The organism is Kribbella turkmenica, assembly GCF_004348725.1.
GTDB lineage: Bacteria > Actinomycetota > Actinomycetes > Propionibacteriales > Kribbellaceae > Kribbella > Kribbella turkmenica.
The window spans coordinates 23,919-44,923 of the sequence record NZ_SMKR01000044.1; the positions used below are offsets into that span (position 1 = coordinate 23,919).

Annotated in this window: 24 protein-coding genes and 1 tRNA gene; 14 read left to right on the forward strand and 11 right to left on the reverse strand. The window is 69.7% G+C overall.

Translation table 11 applies throughout. The annotated features are described in order from the left end of the window. Nucleotide 1: 1 nt before the first annotated feature. Genes E1218_RS12635 through E1218_RS12645 form a run of 3 tightly spaced genes read right to left on the reverse strand, consistent with a single transcriptional unit; the run spans nucleotide 2 to nucleotide 4,112 of the window. Nucleotides 2–940, reverse strand: coding sequence for a carbohydrate ABC transporter permease (locus E1218_RS12635; protein WP_132319554.1), 939 nt, complete (start codon nucleotides 938–940; stop codon nucleotides 2–4). Continuing rightward, nucleotides 937–2,250, reverse strand: coding sequence for an extracellular solute-binding protein (locus E1218_RS12640; RefSeq protein WP_132319556.1), 1,314 nt, complete (start codon nucleotides 2,248–2,250; stop codon nucleotides 937–939). The genes E1218_RS12635 and E1218_RS12640 overlap by 4 nt, the downstream gene beginning before the upstream one ends. Continuing rightward, nucleotides 2,250–4,112 carry a glycoside hydrolase family 127 protein gene (locus E1218_RS12645; RefSeq protein WP_132319558.1) on the reverse strand — a complete coding sequence of 621 codons (1,863 nt, stop codon included), beginning with the start codon at nucleotides 4,110–4,112 and terminating at the stop codon, nucleotides 2,250–2,252. Before E1218_RS12645 ends, E1218_RS12640 begins: the two co-directional genes overlap by 1 nt. 161 nt (nucleotides 4,113–4,273) lie before the next feature. On the opposite strand from E1218_RS12645, the gene E1218_RS12650 reads away from it, so the two are divergent. The 4 genes from E1218_RS12650 (at nucleotide 4,274) to E1218_RS12665 (ending at nucleotide 7,734) form a co-directional block, all read left to right on the forward strand. Then, the gene (locus E1218_RS12650; protein WP_132319560.1) at nucleotides 4,274–5,272 is read left to right on the forward strand and encodes a LacI family DNA-binding transcriptional regulator; all 999 of its coding nucleotides are present in this window, start codon (nucleotides 4,274–4,276) and stop codon (nucleotides 5,270–5,272) included. Nucleotides 5,273–5,343: 71 nt separating this feature from the next. Beyond that, nucleotides 5,344–6,516 carry a hypothetical protein gene (locus tag E1218_RS12655; protein ID WP_132319562.1) on the forward strand — a complete coding sequence of 391 codons (1,173 nt, stop codon included), beginning with the start codon at nucleotides 5,344–5,346 and terminating at the stop codon, nucleotides 6,514–6,516. A 9-nt stretch (nucleotides 6,517–6,525) separates the two neighbouring features. Then, a complete protein-coding gene (locus E1218_RS12660; RefSeq protein ID WP_132319564.1) occupies nucleotides 6,526–7,338 on the forward strand; it encodes an RNA methyltransferase in 813 nt (270 codons plus the stop codon). A 24-nt stretch (nucleotides 7,339–7,362) separates the two neighbouring features. Then, nucleotides 7,363–7,734 carry a VOC family protein gene (locus tag E1218_RS12665; protein WP_132319566.1) on the forward strand — a complete coding sequence of 124 codons (372 nt, stop codon included), beginning with the start codon at nucleotides 7,363–7,365 and terminating at the stop codon, nucleotides 7,732–7,734. Here the strand turns inward: E1218_RS12665 and E1218_RS12670 are convergent, their stop codons facing one another. Next, on the reverse strand, nucleotides 7,735–8,529 hold the full coding sequence (locus E1218_RS12670; protein WP_132319568.1) for a class I SAM-dependent methyltransferase: 795 nt from the start codon (nucleotides 8,527–8,529) through the stop codon (nucleotides 7,735–7,737). Between the two features lie 146 nt (nucleotides 8,530–8,675). Between E1218_RS12670 and E1218_RS12675 the strand changes: the two genes are divergently transcribed. The 3 genes from E1218_RS12675 (at nucleotide 8,676) to E1218_RS12685 (ending at nucleotide 10,542) form a co-directional block, all read left to right on the forward strand. After that, on the forward strand, nucleotides 8,676–9,224 hold the full coding sequence (locus E1218_RS12675; protein WP_233712192.1) for an AAA family ATPase: 549 nt from the start codon (nucleotides 8,676–8,678) through the stop codon (nucleotides 9,222–9,224). 34 nt (nucleotides 9,225–9,258) lie between these two features. Next, nucleotides 9,259–9,939, forward strand: coding sequence for an RraA family protein (locus tag E1218_RS12680; protein ID WP_132319570.1), 681 nt, complete (start codon nucleotides 9,259–9,261; stop codon nucleotides 9,937–9,939). A gap of 183 nt (nucleotides 9,940–10,122) precedes the next feature. Continuing rightward, the gene (locus tag E1218_RS12685) at nucleotides 10,123–10,542 is read left to right on the forward strand and encodes a MarR family winged helix-turn-helix transcriptional regulator (protein WP_132319572.1); all 420 of its coding nucleotides are present in this window, start codon (nucleotides 10,123–10,125) and stop codon (nucleotides 10,540–10,542) included. Here E1218_RS12685 and E1218_RS12690 read toward each other — a convergent pair. Then, complete coding sequence (locus tag E1218_RS12690) at nucleotides 10,539–11,699, reverse strand: MFS transporter (RefSeq protein ID WP_132319574.1); 1,161 nt, start codon at nucleotides 11,697–11,699, stop codon at nucleotides 10,539–10,541. The two genes, E1218_RS12685 and E1218_RS12690, sit on opposite strands and share 4 nt — an antisense overlap. 68 nt (nucleotides 11,700–11,767) lie before the next feature. Here E1218_RS12690 and E1218_RS12695 point away from each other — a divergent pair, with 68 nt between their 5' ends. Next, nucleotides 11,768–13,261, forward strand: coding sequence for an HD domain-containing phosphohydrolase (locus tag E1218_RS12695; RefSeq protein ID WP_132319576.1), 1,494 nt, complete (start codon nucleotides 11,768–11,770; stop codon nucleotides 13,259–13,261). Here E1218_RS12695 and E1218_RS12700 read toward each other — a convergent pair. Further along, the gene (locus E1218_RS12700; RefSeq protein WP_132319578.1) at nucleotides 13,251–13,556 is read right to left on the reverse strand and encodes a hypothetical protein; all 306 of its coding nucleotides are present in this window, start codon (nucleotides 13,554–13,556) and stop codon (nucleotides 13,251–13,253) included. The genes E1218_RS12695 and E1218_RS12700 overlap by 11 nt on opposite strands. Continuing rightward, on the reverse strand, nucleotides 13,553–14,425 hold the full coding sequence (locus tag E1218_RS12705; RefSeq protein WP_132319580.1) for a phytanoyl-CoA dioxygenase family protein: 873 nt from the start codon (nucleotides 14,423–14,425) through the stop codon (nucleotides 13,553–13,555). Before E1218_RS12705 ends, E1218_RS12700 begins: the two co-directional genes overlap by 4 nt. 102 nt (nucleotides 14,426–14,527) lie before the next feature. On the opposite strand from E1218_RS12705, the gene E1218_RS12710 reads away from it, so the two are divergent. From E1218_RS12710 to E1218_RS12720, 3 genes are all read left to right on the forward strand, one after another. Beyond that, nucleotides 14,528–15,313, forward strand: a complete 786-nt coding sequence (locus tag E1218_RS12710) for an AraC family transcriptional regulator (protein WP_132319582.1) — start codon at nucleotides 14,528–14,530, stop codon at nucleotides 15,311–15,313. A 1-nt stretch (nucleotide 15,314) separates the two neighbouring features. Further along, the gene (locus E1218_RS12715) at nucleotides 15,315–15,830 is read left to right on the forward strand and encodes a hypothetical protein (RefSeq protein WP_132319584.1); all 516 of its coding nucleotides are present in this window, start codon (nucleotides 15,315–15,317) and stop codon (nucleotides 15,828–15,830) included. Nucleotides 15,831–15,950: 120 nt separating this feature from the next. Next, complete coding sequence (locus E1218_RS12720; RefSeq protein ID WP_132319586.1) at nucleotides 15,951–16,334, forward strand: hypothetical protein; 384 nt, start codon at nucleotides 15,951–15,953, stop codon at nucleotides 16,332–16,334. 48 nt (nucleotides 16,335–16,382) lie between these two features. Here E1218_RS12720 and E1218_RS36625 read toward each other — a convergent pair whose 3' ends face one another. Continuing rightward, entirely contained in the window at nucleotides 16,383–17,132 is a 750-nt protein-coding gene (locus E1218_RS36625) for a helix-turn-helix transcriptional regulator (RefSeq protein WP_202865962.1), read from the reverse strand. A gap of 133 nt (nucleotides 17,133–17,265) precedes the next feature. Here E1218_RS36625 and E1218_RS12730 point away from each other — a divergent pair, with 133 nt between their 5' ends. Beyond that, a complete protein-coding gene (locus E1218_RS12730) occupies nucleotides 17,266–17,556 on the forward strand; it encodes a hypothetical protein (RefSeq protein ID WP_132319588.1) in 291 nt (96 codons plus the stop codon). A 125-nt stretch (nucleotides 17,557–17,681) separates the two neighbouring features. Next, on the forward strand, nucleotides 17,682–18,809 hold the full coding sequence (locus E1218_RS12735) for a vanadium-dependent haloperoxidase (RefSeq protein ID WP_132319590.1): 1,128 nt from the start codon (nucleotides 17,682–17,684) through the stop codon (nucleotides 18,807–18,809). On the opposite strand, the gene E1218_RS12740 is transcribed toward E1218_RS12735, so the two are convergent. Together E1218_RS12740 and E1218_RS12745 are read right to left on the reverse strand one after the other, a co-directional pair. Next, nucleotides 18,806–19,738, reverse strand: a complete 933-nt coding sequence (locus tag E1218_RS12740; RefSeq protein ID WP_165949245.1) for a phosphotransferase — start codon at nucleotides 19,736–19,738, stop codon at nucleotides 18,806–18,808. The genes E1218_RS12735 and E1218_RS12740 overlap by 4 nt on opposite strands. A 108-nt stretch (nucleotides 19,739–19,846) precedes the next feature. Beyond that, nucleotides 19,847–20,338 (reverse strand): YajQ family cyclic di-GMP-binding protein, encoded by a 492-nt coding sequence (locus E1218_RS12745; protein ID WP_132319594.1) that lies wholly within the window; start codon nucleotides 20,336–20,338, stop codon nucleotides 19,847–19,849. Nucleotides 20,339–20,420: 82 nt separating this feature from the next. Here E1218_RS12745 and E1218_RS12750 point away from each other — a divergent pair. Next, nucleotides 20,421–20,506 (forward strand) — tRNA-Tyr (locus tag E1218_RS12750). A gap of 47 nt (nucleotides 20,507–20,553) precedes the next feature. Here the strand turns inward: E1218_RS12750 and E1218_RS12755 are convergent. After that, the gene (locus E1218_RS12755) at nucleotides 20,554–20,940 is read right to left on the reverse strand and encodes a VOC family protein (protein ID WP_202865963.1); all 387 of its coding nucleotides are present in this window, start codon (nucleotides 20,938–20,940) and stop codon (nucleotides 20,554–20,556) included. Nucleotides 20,941–21,005: the final 65 nt, after the last annotated feature.

The following is a 21,005-nucleotide window of genomic DNA, read 5'->3' on the forward strand; positions in this document are numbered from 1 at the left end:
GTCAGTCCCTCTCCCGGAGCAGCCAGAACTGGGCGGCGGTGACCAGCCCGACCACGACGACCAGCACGATCGACAACGCGGTCGCGGCGCCGAGCTGCAGCTGGACGAAGGCGCGGTTGTAGATGTACTGGACGACGGTGGTGGTGTCCGTCCCGGGGCCGCCGCGGGTCAGGATGTAGAACTGCGTGAAGGCGAGCAGCGAGCCGACCACCGAGATGATCACCGACATGGCGATCGTCGGCCGCAGTACCGGGATGGTGATCTCCCACTCCTGCCGCCACCAGCCGGCGCCGTCGAGCTCGGACGACTCGTAGAACTCCCGCGGAATCGCCTGCATCCCGGCCATCAGCAGCATCATGGTCAGTCCGGAGACGCCCCAGATCACCAGCACGCAGATCAGCCCGGTCGCGAGCGGCCCGTCCACCAGCCAGGCCGTCGTGCCGTCGGTGATGCCGAGGCTGCGGAGGACGATGTTGATCGCGCCGCTGTCCGGCTGGGCCTCGAGCACGGTCACGAAGCTCAACGTGGACAGGCCGACGACGAACGGAAGGAAGAAGACCGTCCGCAGCAGCGTCGCGCCGCGTCGCCTGCGTCGTACCAGGACCGCGAGGGCGTAGCCGAGCACCAGGATCGGCCCGGTCACGACGGCCGTGTAGAGCAGGGTGTAGAGCACGGACTTGGCGAACGCCGCGTCGTCGACGATCGCGGTGTAGTTCTCCAGCCCGCTGAACTTCACCGTGCCGATCAGCGGCCAGTTGGTCAGCGAGATCACCAGGGCGAACGCGAGCGGCACCAGCACGAAGACCGCGACGAACAGTACGGCGGGTGCCACCAGCAGCAGCCCGGTCCGTGCCGGATGGGTGAGCGAGCCACGGCGGCCGATCGCCCGGGGACGCGCGGACGGTTCCACCCGCGGCCTGACGTCCGTCTGGGTACTCATGCCTGCCCCTGGGCGAGGATGCGGTCGAAGTTCTGCTGAGCTTCCGTCATGGCGGCCTCCAGCTCGCCGTCGAACACAGCCCGGCGGAACATCTGCAGCCACGGTCCGTCCGGCTGGTTGTAGAGCAGGTTGTAGGACAAGGTGGTCGGCGCGTAGCCCTCCGAGATGCGTTCCAGCGGGAGGGTCGCGAGCGGGAACTTCTCCGCGAACTCCGGCGTCGCCGCGTCCGAGCGGACCGGCGTGTACCCACCGGCCGGCAGCTCGATCTGCTGCGGCAGGTCGAGCGCGAACCGGACGAACTCCCACGCGCCGGACGCGTTCCGGGCACCGCGCGGGATGCACATGTTGTCGCCGCCGTCGAAGAACGCCGCACCGCCGTTCGGGCCGGACAGCAGCCTCGGCGTCACCTTCTGGTGGAAGGCCTCGTCCGACCCCGACACGACCACCGCGTAGTTGGACGGGAAGATGCCGATCTGGCCGGCCCGGAAGTCGCTCCCCCACCGGGACGCGTCGTCGGAGAAGTTGGCCCGCGGCACCAGCCCGTCGACCCACAGCTGCCGGTGCAGCTCGAGCATCTGCCGGACCACGTCGTTCCCGGCGATGTCGCCGGACTGCTCGCCGACCGGGCCCTTGATCAGGTCGGTGTCGGCGGCCCAGATCATCGGCTGGACGACGAAGCCGAGCGCGCCGGGACTGTTCGCCGGGAAGCTCCACGCGTAGATGTCGTCACCGAGCTTGCGCAGCTTCCGGGCCGCGGCCAGCAGGCTGTCGAACGACGTGATCGCCTCGGACGGGTCGACCTCCGCCCGGTCGCACAGCTCGGTGTTGAACCAGAACATCGAGTTGTCGGCCAGGTACGGCACGCCGAACACCCGGTCGTCCTTGGTCGCCAGTCGCAGGTGACCAGGGCTGAGCTTGTCCGCGTAGTCGAGCGCCCGCAGCGGCTCGGTCAGGTCGGTGAAGGCGTCGCGGTAGATGAACAGCATCGAGTTGATGTCGTCGATGTCGACCAGGTCCGGCACCGACCGGCCGCGGATCGCGGTCGCCAGCTTGGTCACGTACTGCGCGTCCAGGACCGGCGTCAGCTCGACGGTGAGCCGGTCCTGGGACGCGTTGAACTTCTTGACCAGATCGGTCAGACCGGTCTGGGTCGCTGCCCGGCACCACACCTGCACGGTGCCGGTGGCGTCCTGCCCGAACCCGGCCGCCTGGACGTCGGGTTCGGGCAGGACGGAGCTGCAGCCCGGCACCGTGCCGGTCGCGGTCGCCGCGGCCGCCAGTCCGAGGAACTTCCGCCGGGTGAGCATCATCAGGCCCTGGGCAGCCAGACGCGCATGGCGCCCATCTCACGATTGGCCCAGGCGTAGTACGGCACCGCGACCACGTCGACCTCGTCGCCGGTCGCGTCCGCGGACGACGGGGTGAACGGCCAGCCCTCCCGGTGACCGGTCCCCGGCCGTCCACGCGTCGTCAGCACGGTCACACCGTCCAGGAGCCCGTCGTCGTGGCTCGCGGCAACAGCTGCCTCCGGCAGCAGATGCAGGTCGTCGACGTTCGCCTGCTGGTCGGCCTGCTCGACGGCGTAGACCAACGGACCACGCTCCAGCGCGACACACCCCCGTACGGCGTCGACGCGGGGATCGGCCGCGACCACCCGCGTCGCCATCGGCAACTGCAGGTCGATCTCCGCGGCCTCGACGCGCGCGTAGGTCCCGGCTTCGACCGGCTTCCCGTTCACCGTCGCACCCTCTGCCCAGGCCGGGATCCGGAGGTCGACCGCGGCAGGCTCATCGGCGGTGATGCGGACCGCGCCGTCCCACGGGTAGTTCGTCTGGATCTGGAGCTCCACGCCACCGGCCCGCACGACGCCTGCGACGTACTGGTGGAGCTGGATCGCGCCGTCGCCACTGCTCGCGAGGTAGCCGTCGAGGCTGGCCAGCGTACGCATGATGTTCGGCGGGCAGCACGCGCAGTCGAACCAACCGCGCCGGCCGTGCGCCGGGCTGCGGCCGTTGTCGGGATGCGCGCCGCCGCGCAACTGCAGCGGGTTGACGTAGAAGTACTCGGTCCCGTTGAGCGAGACACCGGCGAGGAATCCGTTGTAGAGCATTCGTTCGAGCGCATCGGCGTACGACGCCTCGCCTGTCGCCAGCAGCATCCGCCAGGCCCACTGGATGCCGCCGATCGCGGCGCAGGTCTCGGCGTACGCGCGGTCCGGCGGCAGCTCGTACTCGTCCCCGAACGCCTCACCCTCCCACCGGGCACCGAGGCCGCCGGTGATGTAGGTCTTGGTCGACCACATGTGGTCGAACTGCCGCTTCAGGGCGTCGAGCAACTCCGTGTCGCCGGTCTCGATCGCGACGTCCGCGGCACCGGCCGCGAGGTACACCGCCCGGACCGAGTGGCCTTCCACAGTGGTCGCCTCCCGGACCGGGAGGCGGTCCGAGAAGTACGTCGGCTCGTGGCCGTGCTCCTTGATGATGCCGTGGCCGCGGGCCTCGACGAACCACTTGGCCAGGCCGAGGTACGACGGCGTACCGGTTTCCCGGTACAGCTCGACCAGCGCCATCTCGATGACCGGGTGGCCGTCGACGTCGACGGTCTTGTCGTCGCCGAAGGTCGCGACCAGGTGGTCGGCGAGCTTGATGGCGACGTCCAGGAGCTCGCGGTCGCCGGTGCACCGGACCTGGGCGACGGCCGCCTGGATCAGGTGGCCCGCGCAGTAGTGCTCGTGGCTCCAGACGAGCTGCTGGTAGCGGCCCTCGTCGCCGTACCGGAGCTGGACGACGGAGTCGAGGTAGCCGTCCTCACGCTGGGCGGCGGCGACGACCGCGGTGAGCTCGCGCTGGCGCTTGAGCAGGTCCTCGTTCGGGTTGCGGCCGTACTCCCAGGCGGCGGCCTCGAGCCACTTGTAGACGTCGGAGTCGGCGAACACCGGGCCGATCGCCTCGCCGTCGCCGATGCCGGCCGCGAGCCGGAGGTTCTGCAGGTTGCCGGCGGTCTCCAACTGGTCCTGGCCACTCGGGATCGCGCTCTCGCCGTTGCGGACCTGGCGCGGCGCCCAGAAGCCGCCGGTGATCCGCGCCTGGCCGAGGCCGACGGGTTGCCAGCGGCCCTTCGAGGCGGCGGCTGGACTGCGGGAGGAGGTGACGGCGTCCGGAGAAGTGCTCATACGGGGAAGCTCCTGGGAGGTCGCGGAAAATCCAGAACACGTTTTCCTTGACGAAGCTAGAGATGCCGGGCGGCCAGGTCAACCCCTCGGACCTGGCGATATCCGGACACCGCGAGATGTGTGCGGTACTGTTTCCGGAAAGTTCGGAAAGGAGTTGCCGGATGGCGTCACGTGGCCCTTCCCTGCCCCGGATCACCGATGTGGCCGCGCTGGCGGGCGTCTCCACGAGTACGGCGTCCAAAGCTCTCAACGACACCGGCCAGCTCCGCGAGGAGACCAGACAGCGGGTACGCCGGGCGGCCGAGCAACTCGGTTTCACGCCGGACAGCCGCGGCCGGGCGTTGTCGTCCGGGCGCAGCTTCACCGTCGGACTGATCACCACCGACAGCTCCGGGCGGTTCAGCATCCCGATCATGCTCGGGGCCGAGGACGCGCTGAGCGCGGGCGAGATGGGCCTCCTGCTGTGCGACACGCGGGACGACCCGCTGCGCGAGCAGCACTACCTGCGGTCGTTGGTCTCGCGCCGGGTCGACGGGATCATCGTGACCGGGCGGCGGACCGAGCCGCGCACGCCGATCGACGTACCGATCCCGGTGGTCTACGCGTTCAGCCCGTCGACGGACCCGTCCGACACGTCCGTGATCGCGGACGACCACGGCGGCGCGGCATCGACCGTGCGGCACCTGCTCAGCCTCGGTCGCCGGCAGATCGCGCACGTCACCGGGCCGGAGTCGCACCACAGCGCCCAGATCCGGGCGGCGGCGACCGTCGAGACCGCCGGTGACGCGCTGGCCGGCGAGCCGATGCACGGCGAGTGGAGCGAACGCTGGGGCCGGCACGCGGTCGACGTCCTGCTGCGGACGTCGCCCGACCTCGACGGGATCTCCTGCGGCAGCGACCAGATCGCCCGCGGCGTCTGCGACCGGCTCCGCGAGCTCGGCCGGTCCGTGCCCGACGACATCGCGGTCACCGGCTACGACAACTGGTCCGTGATGGCGCTCGCGAGCCGGCCGCCGCTCACCACGGTCGACGTCGAGCTGGAGGAGCTCGGCCGCCGGACGGCGAACCTCCTGCTGGACGCGATCGCCGGGTCCGTCCACCGCGGCTCGATGGCGCTCCCGACCCGCCTGGTCCCCCGGGAGTCGACGCTGGGGACCTGAGGGCCGTCAGGTCACCGAATGGTCGCCCGGCGGACCGCCACTGTCCGCCTGGCGTCGGTAGATTGCGACGGGTGCTGCGCAAGCTCCTGATCGGCGTCGCGGTGATCGCCACGCTGGTGGCAGGGGTGGGCACCGCCCGCCTGGTGCTGCCGACCGATCCCACCCGAGGTGTGGTCAAGCAGTTGGCGTTCCTGCGGGCGGAGATCGACGGCGGTGCCGACCACGCCGCGCAACAGCAGTTCCCGGAGGGCTACTTCTTCCTCAACGCCCTCTACGGACTGACGTGGGTGCAGGTCGGGCTCGCCGATCCGGCCCGCTCGGTCGACGCGGCGCGCGAGGCACGGTGGGCTCTCGACCGGTTACAGTCCCGGGACGGAACGGCCGTCTTCGACGCCTCGTTGCGCCCGAAGTACGGCGTCTTCCACGCGGGCTGGACGAACTGGCTGCGCGCCGGGCTGATCGCCCTGAAACACTCCGACGCGGCGGAGATCGACGAGTTCACCAGCGCCTCGGTGGAGCTCGCGACCGCGTTCCGCACCGCCAGGACGCCGTACCTCCAGGCGTACCCGGGCCAGGCCTGGCCGGTCGACTCGACCGTCGCGATCGCTTCGCTGAGCGCGTACGACGAACTCGTCGCACCCCGGTTCGGCGCGACCACCGCCCGGTGGACGGCCGCCGTGAAGACCCGGCTGGATCCCGGGACCGGGCTGATGCCCCACCAGGTCGAGCCGGCGACGACCGGAGCGCGGGCGTCGTCCCAGGGCGTGATCCAGCGATTCCTGGTCGAGATCGATCCGGCGTTCGGGCGGGCGCAGTACGAGATCTTCCGGGACCGGTTCGTCGCGGGGCTCGGTGTCCGGGAGTATCCGACGGGTGCCGGTGGACCGGGTGATGTGGACTCGGGCCCGCTGATCCTCGGGATCAGCCTGTCCGCCACCGTGGTCACGCTCGGCGCGGCCAGGGTCGCGCATGATCCGCTCGGCGACCGGCTCGCCCGCGAAGGTGAATTGCTCGGCCTGCCGGTCAGCGGCCCGAAGACGAAGCGGTACGCCCTCGGGCTGGTGCCGATCGGCGACGCGTTCCTCGCCTGGTCCAGATCCGCGCGGCCGCTCGTGGCCGACGAGCAGCCGGAACTCGACAGCGGTCCGGGCTGGTGGCGGGTGCCGTGGCTGCTGCTGCTCTGGCTGCCCGCCCTGATCGTGTGGTCACTCGTCCGGGTGAGGGGTTCCCGGCGGCGGCACTAGGGTGAGGACGTGCAGCGGATCTCGACTCGGAACGCGCGGTTCCAGGTGTGGCAGTCCTATCTGACCAACCGGACCAAGCGGCACCGGGCCGGCGAGTTCCTGGTCCAGGGCGTGCGGCCGATCTCGCTTGCCGTGGACAACGGCTGGCCGGTGCGGGCAGTGATCCACGACGCGTCCCGGCCGCTGTCGCGCTGGGCGCAGGAGCTGTACCAGCGGCTGCCCGGGGTCGAGCGGGTGGCGATGGAGCCGGAGTTGCTGGCCGAGCTCGGCGAGAAGGACGCCGAGGTCCTCGCGGTGGTGGAGATGCCACCGGACGACCTCGACCGGATCCCGGTCGGCCCGGACTTTCTCGGCGTGGTGTTCGACCGGCCGACCGGCCCGGGCAACATCGGCTCGATCATCCGGTCCGCGGACGCGTTCGGTGCGGACGGCGTGATCGTCACCGGGCATGCCGCCGACGTCTACGACCCCAAGGCGGTGCGGGCGACGACCGGGTCGCTGTTCGGCATCCCCGCCGTACGCGCACCGTCGCATCGCGAGGTGATCGAGTGGGTACGGCGGACGACCGGCGTACCGATCGTGGTCGTGGGGACGGACGAGCACGGGTCGGTCGACGTCTTCGAGTACGACCTGACGCAGCCGACGTTACTGCTGATCGGCAACGAGACCAGCGGACTCAGCGCCGCGTGGAAGGAAGCCGCCGACGCCCTGGTACGGATCCCGATCACCGGATCGGCGAGTTCGCTGAACGCGGCCAACGCGGCAACCGCCGTTCTGTACGAGGTCTCGCGGCAGCGCTCCCATTCGTCCAAGACTCGCTAGGTGTACGCGGCCTAGCGTCATCGCATGAGGCCACAACCACTGATCGCGGTCAGCGATGTCGAGAAGAGCAGTGCCTGGTACTGCGCTGTGCTGGGAGCCGTCAGCGCGCACGGCGGGCCGGAGTACGAGCGGCTGGTGGTCGACGACGTACTCGTGCTGCAACTTCACAACCTGGACGTCGACCACCACCACGGGTCGTTCGGCGATCCTGCCCACCCGTTGGGGAACGGGGTCGCGATCTGGTTCGAGACCGACGACCTGGACGCGGCCGCCGAGCGCGCTCGCACGCTCGGCTCCACCGTCCAGACGGAGATCCACCACAACCCCAACGCCGATCACCACGAGCTCTGGCTCAGGGATCCGGACGGGTATCTCGTCGTCCTCGCGTCGGTCTGATCAGGCGGTGCAAAGGAGTTCGCCATGCAGGATGGCGATCCAGCCGTCGGGCCGTTCAGACCACGTTCGCCAGGCGGCGGAGATCCGTTCGAGCGTCTCCTCGGGTACGCCGGTACGCCGGGCCTGGTCCGCCATCGCCGACTTCAGGATGCGGTCGGCCCACATGCCACCCCAGAACGCGCGCGAGTCCTCGTCGGCGAACGTCCACGTGCTCGCGGTCGCATCCACCCGCTCGAACCCGGCGTCCAGTGCCCACGACAACAACCGGCGGCCCGCGTTCGGCTCGCCCTGGTTGGCGCGGGCCATCCGCTGGTAGAGCGCCATCCACTCGTCCAGCTCCGGCAGCGACGGATACCAGGTGAACCCGCCGTAATCGGAGTCGCGGACGGCCACGATGCCGCCGGGCGTACAGACCCGGCGCATCTCCCGCAGCGCCCGCACCGGATCCGCCACGTGCTGCAGGACCTGGTGTGCGTGGACGACGTCGTACGTGTCGTCGGGCAGATCGAGTGCGTGAACGTCGCCGACGACGAAGTTCACCGGGAGGTCGAGCGTCGCGAAGGTCGCCTTCGTGATGTCGAGGGCCGCTTCGCTCGCCTCGAGCGCGGTCACCTGTCCGGGCTCGACCAGCCGGCCCAGGTCGGCGGTGATGGTGCCGGGACCAGCGCCCACGTCGAGCAGCGACATGCCTGGACGCAGGTGCGGAAGGAGGTAGCCGGCCGAGTTCTCCGCGGTCCGCCAGGTGTGCGAACGCAGCACCGATTCGTGGTGGCCGTGCGTGTAGACGTTGCTCATCACTGGCTCCTTTGCCGTGCCTTCGACGTGCCCCCAGGCTACTCGCACGTCTTGCTTCGTGAGACATATCGTCTTGATTATTGGACGACATCGTGGCGCCCGGATTCGGGTGGCGACCGGCCCCGCGGGGTGGCTAAGGTTCGGCGGTGCAGTCGAAGCCGATGGTGGTTGTGGTGAGCGGCCCGCCGGGGACCGGGAAGACGACGCTGGCGCACCGGATCGCGGCGGCGATCGGCTGCCCGGCGATCTGCCGGGACGAGATCAAGGAGGGGATGGTGCACGCCAGCCCCGGTTTCGTGCCCGGGCCCGGTGACCCGCTCACGATGCGGACGCTGTCGACGTTCTTCGACGTGATCGGACTGCTGGTCGGCCGCGGAACGACGGTCGTCGCCGAAGCCGCGTTCCAGGACCGCCTCTGGAGTCCCGGGCTGACCCCGCTGCTCAGCCGGGCCGACGTACGGATCGTCCACTGCGTCACGCCGGCCGACCTCGCCTTGGCCCGGATCCACGCCCGGACGGCGTCGGACCCGAACCGCGGCGCGCACGAGGACGCCCAGATCGGCGACGACGCCCGGCTCCGCACGCACAACGCGTTCCAGGCCGTCGACCTCCCCGTGCCGACTCTGACCGTGAACACGTCGACCTCGGCGTACGACCCACCACTGCCAGAAATCCTCAACTTTCTGTCGCGCTGATCCACTGGGCGCGCCGCCTGCATAGGGTCGCGCCATGGATCGATTCGAAGGCCTTACCACCGCGCACGTCGCGGACGCCTGTATCCGGGCCCGGGTGCCGGTCCGGACCGTCTCACTGACGTCGGTGACGGGTGAACGGGTCGCCGGACGGGTGCTGCCGGCTCAGCACGTGGGCAGTGTCGACGTCTTCCTGGAGGCGTTCGAGTCCGCCCAGGCGGGCGACGTACTCGTCGTCGGCAACGGCGGGCGGCGGGACGAGGCGTGTGTCGGAGACCTAGTCGCGCTCGAGGCTCAGGCCGCCGGTCTCGCGGGGCTCGTCGTCTGGGGACTGCACCGCGACACGGTGGACATCACCGCGATCGGACTGCCGGTCTTCAGTCTCGGCGCGCTGCCGACCGGACCGTTGCGGCTCGACCCGCAGCCGGCCGATGCGTTGTCCAGGGCAACCATCGGCGAGTGGACGGTCACCCGCGACGACGTCGTACTGGGTGACGAGGACGGCGTCGTGTTCGTGCCGGCCGACCGGCTCGACGAGATCTTCGACCTGGCCGAGTCCATCCGCGCCACCGAGCACGCGCAGGCGGACTCGATCCGGAGCGGACGGTCGCTGCGGGAGCAGGTCCGGTTCGCCGAGTACCTGACCGCGCGGGCGGCGCGCCCGGACCTCACCTTCCGGCAGCACCTGCGCGCGATCCGGGGCGCGATCGAAGAGTGACTCAGACACCATCCCGGCCGGCCTGCGCGGCCGGGCGCAGGACGCGGTCCACGTCGCGGACCATGCCGGGCGAGCCGTAGCCGAATCGCACGTCCATTTCGTCTCCCCTGATTTGCTTCGTTGACCTAACTAGTGGTCTTTCGAACTATCGGGAGGACGAACTGTCCGGACTACAGTGGTGCCATGGCGATCTCGACAGCGCGGGAGACGGACCTGCCGGGCGCGCTCGTCCAGGCGATGCACGTCCTGCAGGACCTGTACGCCGAGACCAGCCGCCCGCTCGGCCTGACACCGCAGCAGGCCCACCTGCTTCGTGTACTCCTCGCCGGCCCGCTCGGCATGACCGAACTGAGCCGCATCCTCAGCATCGAGCGCTCGAGCCTGACCAGCATGGTCGACCGCCTCGAACGCCGCGACCTGGTCACCCGCATCCCTCACCCCACCGACCGCCGCGCCTGCCACATCAACCTCACCCCCGTCGGCCGCACCCTCGCCAACGAGGCCCACACCGCCTTCACCACCCGGATCGAGTCCCTCACCACCTACCTCAGCCCCACAGCCCGACGCAGCCTCACCACCACTCTGCTGTCGGTCTTCTCCTAGGCTCGCTCGTGACTCCGCATGGCCAAAGCCAGGCCGGCACCGGAGATGAGGGCTGCAGTCAGGAAGGCTGTGGGGCGGGTCGTGGTCGCGGCGGCCAGACCTAAGGTGATGGGGCCCAGGGCTTGGGCTGTGTCGATGCTCATGGTGACGGTGGCCATGGTGGCGCCTCGTTCAGTGGCGGGGGCTCGGTTGAGGGCGAGGGTCATGATCGCGGGGGTGCCGAGCGCTACGCCGAGTCCCAGGAGGGCGGTGCCCAGGATGAGGCCGGGCACGGTTCGCCAGGTGCCGATGGTGATCAGGGCGATGGTGGTGCAGAGCAACGCGAGGCGGACGCTGCGGTGGGCACCCAAGTGGTCGGGGATGCGGGCGCCCGCGCTGCGGATGACGACGACGATCGCGGCGAAGCCGAAGAGCAGGAAGCCGGCTCCGGAGAGGCCGAGGTCGAGGGCGTAGAGGGGGACGAAGGCCAGGAAACCGGCCATTCCCCAGATCAGCGCGAGCAGCAGCAGCGCAGGTACGACGGCCGCCCGCGGAATCAGCCCGGACCGCCCCGCGGTGGGCGTGGCCACCACAGGTTCCCGGGTGTCGCCGACGCGGAGAGACAGCAGTACGGCGAGCAGCGCGGAGCCGGCCGAGACCAGCCAGACCGTGGTGAAGCCGGCCGTGTTGACGATCGCCTCCCCGGCCAGCGGGCCGACCGCGAGACCGACGTACAGCGACAGGGAGAACAGGCTGATCGCCTCGCCGCGGCGCTCGACCGGGGCGAGGTCGCTCATCGCGGTGACCGCGCCGACGAAGAAGAACGCGTCGCCCACGCCGGTGAGCAGTCGGAGCGCGGACAGTACGCCGACGGAGTCGGCCAGCCCGTAGCCGGCGACCGAAGCGGCGAAGACGATGCCGCCGCCGACCATCGCGATCGATCGCCCGTGCCGGTCCGCGAACCGTCCGGTCCACGGGCGCAGCGCCAGCGCGGACAGGCTGAACACGGCGACCGCCACGCCGACGGCGATGTTACCGCCGGTAAGTTCGCTCGCGACGTACCGCGGGACGGCCGGCACCAGCATGCCGTCGGCGAGGAAGTAGGCCAGCGAGGCCGAGCCCAGCAGGACGAACTGCGGGGTGACGAGACGCGGTTTGGTCGTTGCCGATGTGCTCATGAGGCTCACAATGGCCGTACGGGAGATGCCCGGGCATCGGTAGATCTGCCCATCCCCAGGAGGGCGCGATGGGACCGCAGGATCCGCGACTCGCCGAGCTTCTCTGCGCGCTCTCGGTCGCGCTGGACCTGGCCATGGCCCAGCCACCGGAGAAGTCGATCCGCAGTTGCCTGGTCGCCGCACGCCTGGCCGACCGCCTCGACGTCGCCGACAAACGCACGGTCTACTACGCGACCCTGCTCCGCCACCTCGGCTGCACCGCCACAACACACGAAGAGGTCCACCTGATGGGCCCGCGCGCCGCCGAGCTCCGCCCACTCGCGGAGCGCACCGACACCAACAGCCCGAGGGAATCGCTCCGCTACCTCACCCAGGTCGGTAAGGGAACCGGCATCAAACGCCTGCAGTACGTCGCTCGCACCCTGACCACCGGCGAGGACGACGTTCTCCGCGCCATCTGCGAGGTCGGCAGCATGCTCGCCGAACGCCTCGGACTCGGCCCGGGCACCGCACAGGCGCTCTACCAGAACCTGGAACGTTGGGACGGCAAAGGCAAACCGAAAGGCCTGGCCGGCACCGAGATCCACATCGCCACCCGGATCGCCGAGGTCGCCACCCAGGCGGTGATCGTCGGCGGGGACACCATGCGCCAACGGAAAGCCGGCTGGCTCGACCCGGAGATCGTCGCCGCGTACGACGACCGCCTGACCGCCGACCTGGACAAGATCGACGTGTGGCAAGCGACTCTGGACGCCGAGCCGCAGCCTTGGCGCCACACCCAGGACCTCGACGAACTGGCCCGCACCTTCGCGGACTTCGTCGACCTCAAGTCCCCGTACCTCTTCGGCCACTCCACTGGCGTCGCGACCCTGGCCGACGAGGCCGCGCGACTCCTGCACCTCGACGACAGCGAGCGAGCCACCCTCAGACGTGCCGCCCTGCTCCACGACCTAGGCAGAGTTGCCGTGCCGACAGCAGTGTGGGAGCGCAGCGGCCCGCTACGGCGAGCGGACTGGGAGCAGGTGCGGCTGCACCCGTACCAGTCCGAGCGGATCCTCGCGCGATCGCCGGCACTCGAGCCCATCGCCGTACTGGCGGCGATGCACCACGAAAGGCTCGACGGCAGCGGCTATCCGCGGCAGGCGAAGGGTGGCGAGCTCTCGACGTCCGCACGGATCCTCGCCGCGGCGGACTGCTACCAGGCTCTCACCCAGGACCGGCCACACCGGTCCGCCCATTCGCCTGAGGGCGCAGCCGAGCTCATGCTGGCTCAGGTAGCGGCCGGCAAGCTCGACGGCCGCTGTGTGAAGGCAGTGCTCGCGGCGGCCGGGCAGCAGGTGCCCGGCCGCCGGCTGAGCCGTCCCGCCGGTCTCACCGAGCGGGAGATCGACGTACTGCGGTTGCTCGCGCGCGGCTCGTCCAACGCCGACATAGCCCGCGAGCTGGTGGTGTCACGCCGTACTGCGGAGCATCACGTCCAGCACATCTACGGAAAGATCGGGGTCTCGACCAGGGCCGCCGCCGCGCTGTTCGCCATGCAGCACGGCTTGTTCACACAGTGACGAGCTTCTCGAAGAAGAACTCGTGCTTGAGGAACGAGACGTCGTACTCGTGCCCCGGGAACGGCGGCAGCAGCTGGGCAGCCTGGAACAGCCGCCACCCGTCCTTCAGCGCGTCCAGCCCGGTTGCGTACGGCGGGACGTCGCTGTCCCCCGTGGTCGGGTGCGTCTGGCCGGTCCCGTCGTACGTCGACCAGCCGACGACGCGAGCGTCGAGCGCGGACGAGGCCAGGTAGAGGACCAGGACCTGCTGCCGGACGGTGGTCTGCTGCGAGGTCTCGGTGGCGGGGGCGGTCATGCCATCTCCTTTGTCGCGTGCCGAGCGGCGTGCGGGTTGAGGCTGCGCTGGGCGACGACGCGCTGCGGGCGGTTCGAGACCCGGGTGACCCAGAACTCCGGGTCGAAGGTGTCGTCGCCGGTGAGCGCCTGCCAGAGCTTGATCCGGTTGTACTTCTCCAGCCGGCCGGTGGCGTTCTCGTACCACGGGAACGACTGGTCGAGCTCGCGCGCGACCTCCTCGTCGTACAGGTCCTCGAGGTTCCACAGCCGGACCTGACGCACGGTCGGGTTGAACCGGATCTTGAACATGTAGCGGTCGATGTCGCTGTCGTTCTTCCGGCCGCCGTGCCAGATGCCGTGGTGCAGGAACTGCACGGTGCCGGCCGGGCAGACCAGCCGGGTCTGGCCGAGCAGGTTCTGGTAGCGGCCGGTGTCGGACTCGTTGGTCCGGCGCAGGTGGCTGCCGGGCACGCTCAGGGTGCCGCCCATCTCGAGCGTCACGTCCTGCGGGTAGTACATGAGCTGGACGTCGAACGCGTCCGGGCGGACGTCGATGATCGCGTCGCCGTGCAGGTTCTGCGCCTCACCCTCGTTCGCCTTCCGGATGTGCACGGCGTGGTGGTCGACGGTCGGCTCCGGCCCGACCAGGCTGTGGATGGCGCCGGCGACCTCCGGCAGCTGCACCAGGCGCTGAACGAACTCGCTGTCCACGAACGCCTCCGACAGCGGGGTGCCGTACGGGACACCGGGGATGCCGGCCTTCAGGACCTCGATGGCCTGCTGGTTCATCTCGTCCGGTACGACGGCGTCCATCCGGAGCGACCCGGTGGCCACGAAGTGCGCCATCTGAACCGAGGTGAGCAGGTTCTTCTGATGCGGGTGGGGCATGAGTCTCCCTCTCGGGGGGTAGTGGTAACTACTCCACCAGGCTAAGTTCGGACAACGCTTGCGCGCGTGGGCTGTGTTCACCACTAATGGTAATTTCTCACCATGATCGCGTTGCACCTGGCCGAGCCGCCGGACGTCGTCAACGTCGGTGCGGGGATCCACGGCGTCCGCAGCCTGCGAGACGTGTTCCGGTTGCCGGACCTGTGGCAGCTGCATCTGTACAGCTACTCCGCCGAGTTGACGCTCGATGGGACGACGTACGCCGTTGCGCCCGGATATGTCAGCCTGACCCCGGCCGGAACGCAGGTGCAGTTCGACTACCGCGGCCGCTCGGAGCACCTGTACGTGCACTTCCGGCCGGCGGCTGTCGGCGAGCCGTCGTACGTGCCGGTCGTCCAGGACGCCGGGGCGGCAGCGCCGGTGCTGGCCGACCTGCTGCGCTCGGCCCTGGAGTCCTCGCCGTCGGGGTCCGCGCGGGTGACGGCCGAGGTCTGGACGGCGTTGTGGCGGATCGTGGAGCTCGGCTCGTCCGCAAGCGCCGAGACGCCGATCCACCCGGCGGTCTCGGCGGTGATCGCTTACATCGAGGCCAACCTCGCGCAGCCGCTGACGATCCCGGCGCTCGCGCGGATGGCCGGCGTCTCGCACAACCACCTGACCCGCCTCTTCCACGCCGAGACCGGCCAGACCGTGGTCGCCTACATCCGCCGGCGCCGGATGACTCGCGCACGCCACCTGCTCGTCTCGTCCACGCTCTCGATCCCCGCCGTCGCGGCCTCGGTCGGCATCCCCGATCTCCAGGCCTTCAACAAGACCTGCCGCCGCGAGCTCGGCGCTTCACCCCGCGCGGTCCGAAACGCGGTGGCCGGTACAGGGCCAGCGAGTTAGCGTGCCCGGCAGGTACGAGTTGATCCCGGTGACCGCGGCGCCCGAGTTCGACGAAGAAGCCGGGCGGCGGTTCGTCGAGGACTGGCCGGAGTTCATCTTTCACGACCTCGGGGTGAGGAAGTACAGCGATCGGCGCGCGGAGTACTTCTGGGAGTGGGAGTTCTACCTGGTCTCCGGCGACCGAAGGCTGATCGCGGGGTGCTGGGGTGTGCCGATCGCGTGGGACGGGACGGTCGGGGATCTTCCGGGTGGGTTCACGGATTCGCTGGCGCGGGCGGCGACGTCGTACGCCGAAGGCGTCGCACCGAACACGTTTGTGCTGATGGCGGCCGCCGTACGGAACGACGAGCAGGGGCAGGGGCATGCCGGCCGGGTGATCACCGCGGTGCGGCAGCGCGCGATCGACGGCGGGCTGCCGCAGGTGATCGCGCCGGTCCGGCCGACGCTGCTGGAGATCGACCGCGCGGCCGACCGCGGCGTCTACCGCGAGCCGAACATCTGGATGCGGCATCACTGACGTGCGCGCCCGTACCCGTCACTGGATGTGATCGCGTGTGATCTTGAACCTGCTGCGATCTCCTGTCAGAGTTCTCAAATTCGCGAGCAGTCGGCTCGCGTGGGGGATGGGGGAAACACCATGAACAAGCTGCTTCGCCGTGCACTGATGACGGGGGCAGGTGCGGTCGCGATCGTCGGACTCGCCACGGGGCCGGCCAACGCACACTTCTGTTTCAAGACCAGCCTGAACGCCAAGGCTGCGCAGGGGATGGCAGGCTCGGCCAACTGGGTGTCGTTCGGCAGCATCGCGGCCGAGTTCCTGCCCGGCCTGTGCGCGGAAGGGATCGAGCACATCGCCACCGCCGCTGGGGTGACCACGTCCACATTGATCAACACACACGGCACGATGGCCGGTGGAACACTGAAGAAGGGCGCGGACTCCGGGACACCTGCGATCTCGCACCTCGACTTCGAGGCGATCGACGCCGCGGTGCCCGGCGCGTTCGCACTCTGCGCCGGGTAGAGGTTTCCGCTGGCCCCGGCTCGTCATCCGGCGAGCCGGGGCCGCGTGTCAGGCGATCTCGGCCAGCGGGAAGGCGGTCGCGACCGCGGCCGTCCGGCTCGTCACGCCGAGGCGTTCGTAAATGTTCTCCAGGTGCTTCCGAACGGTGCCTTCGGCAACGAACAGCCGGCGGGCGATCTGGGTGTTGCTGTGGCCCTCGGCAACGAGACGCAGCAGCTCCAGCTGCCGGCTGGTCAGGTCCGGAATGCCGGCGCGGCGGCGTTCGAGGTCGCGGTACACCTCGACCAGATGCGGTCGGAGCATCCGCAGCAGCAGCCGCTCGCGTTCGGTGAAGTCCCGGCCGGGACCACGGAACAGCAGCAGCCGCCGGTCCTCGCTACCGGACGGCGGAAAGGGTACAGCGATCTCGCTGCGCACCCCGACCACCCGGAACCACTCACCGATGGCCGATCGCGCGACCTGCCGCGCGGACAGGTAGTCCGAGACCTTCCAGACGCTCACGTAGTCGCCGGTGCGTTGCGGCCGGCTGCAGACGCCGTCGTTCCAGTACGACCGCCAGAACAGGTCCTCCCAGCCCTCGCCGAGATCGACGTGCTGCTCGGTCACCTCCTCGGACGCGACGAACTCGCGATCCAGCGGCCGGCTGACCTGGAACGTGACGTCGTCGGCCGGGATCAGCTCGGCGAGCGCCCGCATCAGCCCCCGCGGGTACACCTCGTCGGGCCCGGCGTGCTGCCCCAGATCGATCACGTCGAAGATCCTGCGCAGGTCACTTTCGGTGACGGTCAGCTGTTCCATGAATTACCCCTCCCTTGTGTTCAGGCTAAGCCCCTTCCAGCGGCGTGCGAATACGTCGAACTGCGTATGGTTGCGACCGGGTCACCACCCTCACGGTTGGTCGTGAAAGTTCCACGACTCGGAGGGAAGAACCATGAACCTGCTGTCTCGTCTGGCCGCGCTGACCACAGCACTGCTGGTGACCGTCGTCGCACTGTGCGGTACGGCCTACGCCAAGCTGCCACCGAACGAACCTGATACCGCGACTCCGCCGGCGTACGACCCGCCGCAGCCGACTGTGGTCGTCGAGAGCGGGCTGTCTCTGCTGCAGGTGGTGGGGCTGATGGTGCTCGCCGCCGTCGCCGCCACCGTCGTCACGGCGATCGCGGGTCGCCGGCTGCCACGGATCCCGGCCGGCCGCGCGGCGCAGGCCGGTGCCCGGTGATGGCCCGACGGATGCGGAGGTGGCCGGCGGCGCTGGCCGCCTCCGCCCTGGCGCTTGCCGCGGCTCTGGCTCCCGCGTCCGGGTCCACGGCCTCCGCCTCGGGTTCCAGGGCTTCGGCTGAGCCGGTGCTCACGTGGAGCCGGGTCGCGGCGCAGTCGATCGTCGCGTCCGGCCGGCCGCCGGCGGGAACTGAGGTACTGATGGGCATCGTGCACATCGCGATCGCCGACACCGTGGCTGGGCTGGGACACGGTCGGCAGTACGTGGCCGACGTACGTCCGGATCGGTCCGCGTCGGCTGCGTCCGCGGTCGCCACCGCGGCGTACGACGTACTGAAGGCTCGGGCTCCAGGTGCGGCGTTGGAGACCGCGTACACCGACTACCTGGCCGGTGTGCCGGACGGGCGCGCCAAGACCCGGGGGATCGCGCTCGGGCGAGCGGTCGCGGCCGACGTGCTCGCGTGGCGGGCCGGAGACGGTTTCGAGAAGCCGGTGACGTACGTGCAGCGGCCGCCAGGTCCGGGGGCGTGGGAGCCGACTGCGGCGACTCCACCGGTGGATCTGGTGCTCACACAGGTCAGGCCGCTGGTACTGCGGTCTCGTGCGCAGTTCCGGCCGGACGGGCCCGACCCGTTGACCAGCAAGCGGTACGCGCGTGACGTGGCCGAAGTGGCTTCGCTGGGTCGCAAGGACGGTACTGCGCGGAGCGCTCGGCAGACCGAGACCGCGATGTTCTGGGCCGAGCACACTGCCCAGCAGTGGAGCCGTGCGCTCGTGCGTCTGGCTGAGGAGCGGCACTTGGGGTTGTCCGAGGCGGCTCGGATGCTGGCCCTGGTGCACGTGACCATTGGCGACGCTCTGATCGCCTGCTGGGAGGCGAAGTACCACTACCGCTTCTGGCGACCGGTGCACGCCATTCAGCGCGCCGACAGCGACGGCAACCCGCGGACGACGGCCGACCCGACGTGGCAGCCGCTCCTCGGCGCCAACCACCCGGACTACCCGTCCGGCCACGCCTGCTTCACCGCAGGTGCCACCCGGGCGCTACAAGCCTACTTCCACACCAGCCGGGTCCCGCTGACCATCGACAGCCTCGTCACCGGCACCGCCCGCTCGTACGACCGTCTGCCCGCCATCCGGGCCGAGGTCCAGGAAGCCCGGATCCTCTCCGGCCTGCACTTCCGCCACGCCATGCAGGAGGGCGATTTACTCGGCACACAGGTCGCCAACTGGGTCACCCACCGCTTCCGCTAGGACAGTGCCAGTCGGGCGAGACCGCCGGGTCCGAGCCCACCGCGGAGAATGTCGATGCATTCTCCGCGGTCGGGCCCGGTGAGGGCTTGTTCGGCCCAGAGTGCGGCGTCTTCCAGGGCTCTGACGTGGCGGTAGTAGGTGAGGGCCTCCTGGTCGAGGTGGACGTCGCCGTACCCGGTGAAGAAGGCGGTCAGTTGCCCGGAGGTGGTGGGGCCGAGGGAGCCCATGCCGCCGAGGAGGAACATCAGATCCTGCTCGCGGGGCGCGTGGACCACGTCGTCCCAGTCGACCAGGTGGACCCCGTTGTCGACGAGGACGTTGCCGAGGTGCGGATCGGCGTGGCAGACGACCCGGGGGCCGGTCGGCTCCGGCGGGCGCGCCGCCAGCAGACCGGTGATCGTGTCCTTGTGCTCCTTCCAGACCGCCGCGAGCTCGGCCTCGAGGTCGTCCTCGGGCGGCTGCGTGGTCAGCCTGGTGTGGAGTTCCTCGGCGAGGCCCGGGATGCGGTCGCGGACCGGGCTGTGGTGCGGCAGCGCGTTGCGGAGCCGTTCAGGCGGCTCGGCTTCATGGATCCGCCGGACGAGTACGCCGTACTCCGTCCACTGCCCGGAGGTCAGTCCGGTGTCGGCCGCCCGTACGCCGTCGATCCACGGAGTGACCGTCAGGCGCTTCTTCTTCCCGTGGAACGTCCAGAGGCCGCCCTCGACGGTTCGGACCGGCTCCGGGATTCCGGGGATCGTGTCGGCCAGGAACGCGGCCACCTGGTGACCGGTGTTGGTGCCGGCTCCGCTCCACTTCACGGCGTACGTGTTGGTGACCGTGGCCGCCTTCCACACGTCCGCGGCCACGTCGGCCCCATGCCCCACCGGCGTGAGTTCCCGCACATCCAGGCCGAAGTCCTCGCGCACCCACCGCCGTACTTTCTCCACGGCGCACAGCATGCCCGCCCACACCGACACAGGCGACAGATTTCCCCACTAGGCAGGCGGCCGGGACCGGACGCCGCCGTACTCACGGCGACGTCCTCCGGCCCGCGGTCAGCGGTAGTTGACGAACTGGACAGCGAAGTCGAGATCCTCGCCCTTGATGAGCGCCTGGACGGCCTGCAGGTCGTCGCGGCTCTTGCTGGAGACGCGGAGCTCGTCGCCCTGGATCTGCGCCTTGACGCCCTTCGGGCCCTCGTCACGGATCAGCTTGGACAGCTTCTTCGCGTTCTCCTGGGTGATGCCGGCGCTGATCGTGGCGTTGATCTTGTAGACCTTCCCGGACAGCTTCGGCTCGTCCGCCTCGAGACCCTTCAGCGAGATCTGCCGCTTGACCAGCTTGTCCTTGAACACGTCGAGCACGGCGTTCACCCGCTCCTCGGTGTTCGCCTGCATGTCGATCGCCTCGCCGGACCACCTGATGCCCGCGTCCACGTTCTTGAAGTCGAACCGCTGGCTGATCTCCTTCGCCGCCTGGTTGACGGCGTTGTCCACCTCCTGACGGTCGACCTTGTTCACGATGTCGAAGGAGGACTCCGATGCCATGGGCAGTTCCTTTCCGATTTGCTGTCAGGGGCACTGTCTGTTGTATCGTCTCCCACGCCGGTTCACGAACCGGCAGCACCCTGGCGGGTTGCCCGAGCGGCCAAAGGGAGCAGACTGTAAATCTGTCGGCGTATGCCTACGCAGGTTCGAACCCTGCACCCGCCACCAGCGCGAAGCAGCCCCTGACCTGCGGAGACGTAGGGCGGGGGCTGTTGTTATCCGGTGCCGCCCCAGATCAGGCAGAACTCGTTGCCTTCGGGGTCTCTGAGGGTTTGCCAGAGGGTGCCGTCGTAGATGTCGGGGGCGGGGGTGGCGCCCAGGTGGAGGGCGTGGGCGATCGCCTGGTCCTTGGATTCCGGGGGGACGTGAAGGTCCAGGTGTAGGCGGTTCTTGGTCTGCTTCGTCTCGGGGACCCGGGCGAAGTCGAGGCGGATGCGGCCACCGGTGAGCTCGGTGACACCGTCGGGCTGCGTGTGGAGCTCGCCGCCGAGGAGCGCCTGCCAGAACTGGGCGAGGCGGGCCGGGTCCGCGCAGTCGATCACCACCGCGTCGATGACCGGCCGGTACGGCACCACTTCTCCGGACATGTCTTCGTCTGCCACCGGGTCAGCCTAGTGACTGTCACAGGAACCGCGTGGGCGGCGTCTCGTGGGGAGTTGCCGAAGAT

Excerpts from the sequence above, each read along its gene's own strand:
- E1218_RS12635 (WP_132319554.1), bottom strand. The coding sequence starts at position 940 with ATGAGTACCCAGACGGACGTCAGGCCGCGGGTGGAACCGTCCGCGCGT.
- E1218_RS12640 (WP_132319556.1), bottom strand. The coding sequence starts at position 2,250 with ATGATGCTCACCCGGCGGAAGTTCCTCGGACTGGCGGCCGCGGCGACC.
- E1218_RS12645 (WP_132319558.1), bottom strand. The coding sequence starts at position 4,112 with ATGAGCACTTCTCCGGACGCCGTCACCTCCTCCCGCAGTCCAGCCGCC.
- E1218_RS12650 (WP_132319560.1), top strand. The coding sequence starts at position 4,274 with ATGGCGTCACGTGGCCCTTCCCTGCCCCGGATCACCGATGTGGCCGCG.
- E1218_RS12665 (WP_132319566.1), top strand. The coding sequence starts at position 7,363 with ATGAGGCCACAACCACTGATCGCGGTCAGCGATGTCGAGAAGAGCAGT.
- E1218_RS12670 (WP_132319568.1), bottom strand. The coding sequence starts at position 8,529 with ATGAGCAACGTCTACACGCACGGCCACCACGAATCGGTGCTGCGTTCG.
- E1218_RS12680 (WP_132319570.1), top strand. The coding sequence starts at position 9,259 with ATGGATCGATTCGAAGGCCTTACCACCGCGCACGTCGCGGACGCCTGT.
- E1218_RS12685 (WP_132319572.1), top strand. The coding sequence starts at position 10,123 with ATGGCGATCTCGACAGCGCGGGAGACGGACCTGCCGGGCGCGCTCGTC.
- E1218_RS12690 (WP_132319574.1), bottom strand. The coding sequence starts at position 11,699 with ATGAGCACATCGGCAACGACCAAACCGCGTCTCGTCACCCCGCAGTTC.
- E1218_RS12695 (WP_132319576.1), top strand. The coding sequence starts at position 11,768 with ATGGGACCGCAGGATCCGCGACTCGCCGAGCTTCTCTGCGCGCTCTCG.
- E1218_RS12700 (WP_132319578.1), bottom strand. The coding sequence starts at position 13,556 with ATGACCGCCCCCGCCACCGAGACCTCGCAGCAGACCACCGTCCGGCAG.
- E1218_RS12705 (WP_132319580.1), bottom strand. The coding sequence starts at position 14,425 with ATGCCCCACCCGCATCAGAAGAACCTGCTCACCTCGGTTCAGATGGCG.
- E1218_RS12710 (WP_132319582.1), top strand. The coding sequence starts at position 14,528 with ATGATCGCGTTGCACCTGGCCGAGCCGCCGGACGTCGTCAACGTCGGT.
- E1218_RS12720 (WP_132319586.1), top strand. The coding sequence starts at position 15,951 with ATGAACAAGCTGCTTCGCCGTGCACTGATGACGGGGGCAGGTGCGGTC.
- E1218_RS36625 (WP_202865962.1), bottom strand. The coding sequence starts at position 17,132 with ATGGAACAGCTGACCGTCACCGAAAGTGACCTGCGCAGGATCTTCGAC.
- E1218_RS12730 (WP_132319588.1), top strand. The coding sequence starts at position 17,266 with ATGAACCTGCTGTCTCGTCTGGCCGCGCTGACCACAGCACTGCTGGTG.
- E1218_RS12745 (WP_132319594.1), bottom strand. The coding sequence starts at position 20,338 with ATGGCATCGGAGTCCTCCTTCGACATCGTGAACAAGGTCGACCGTCAG.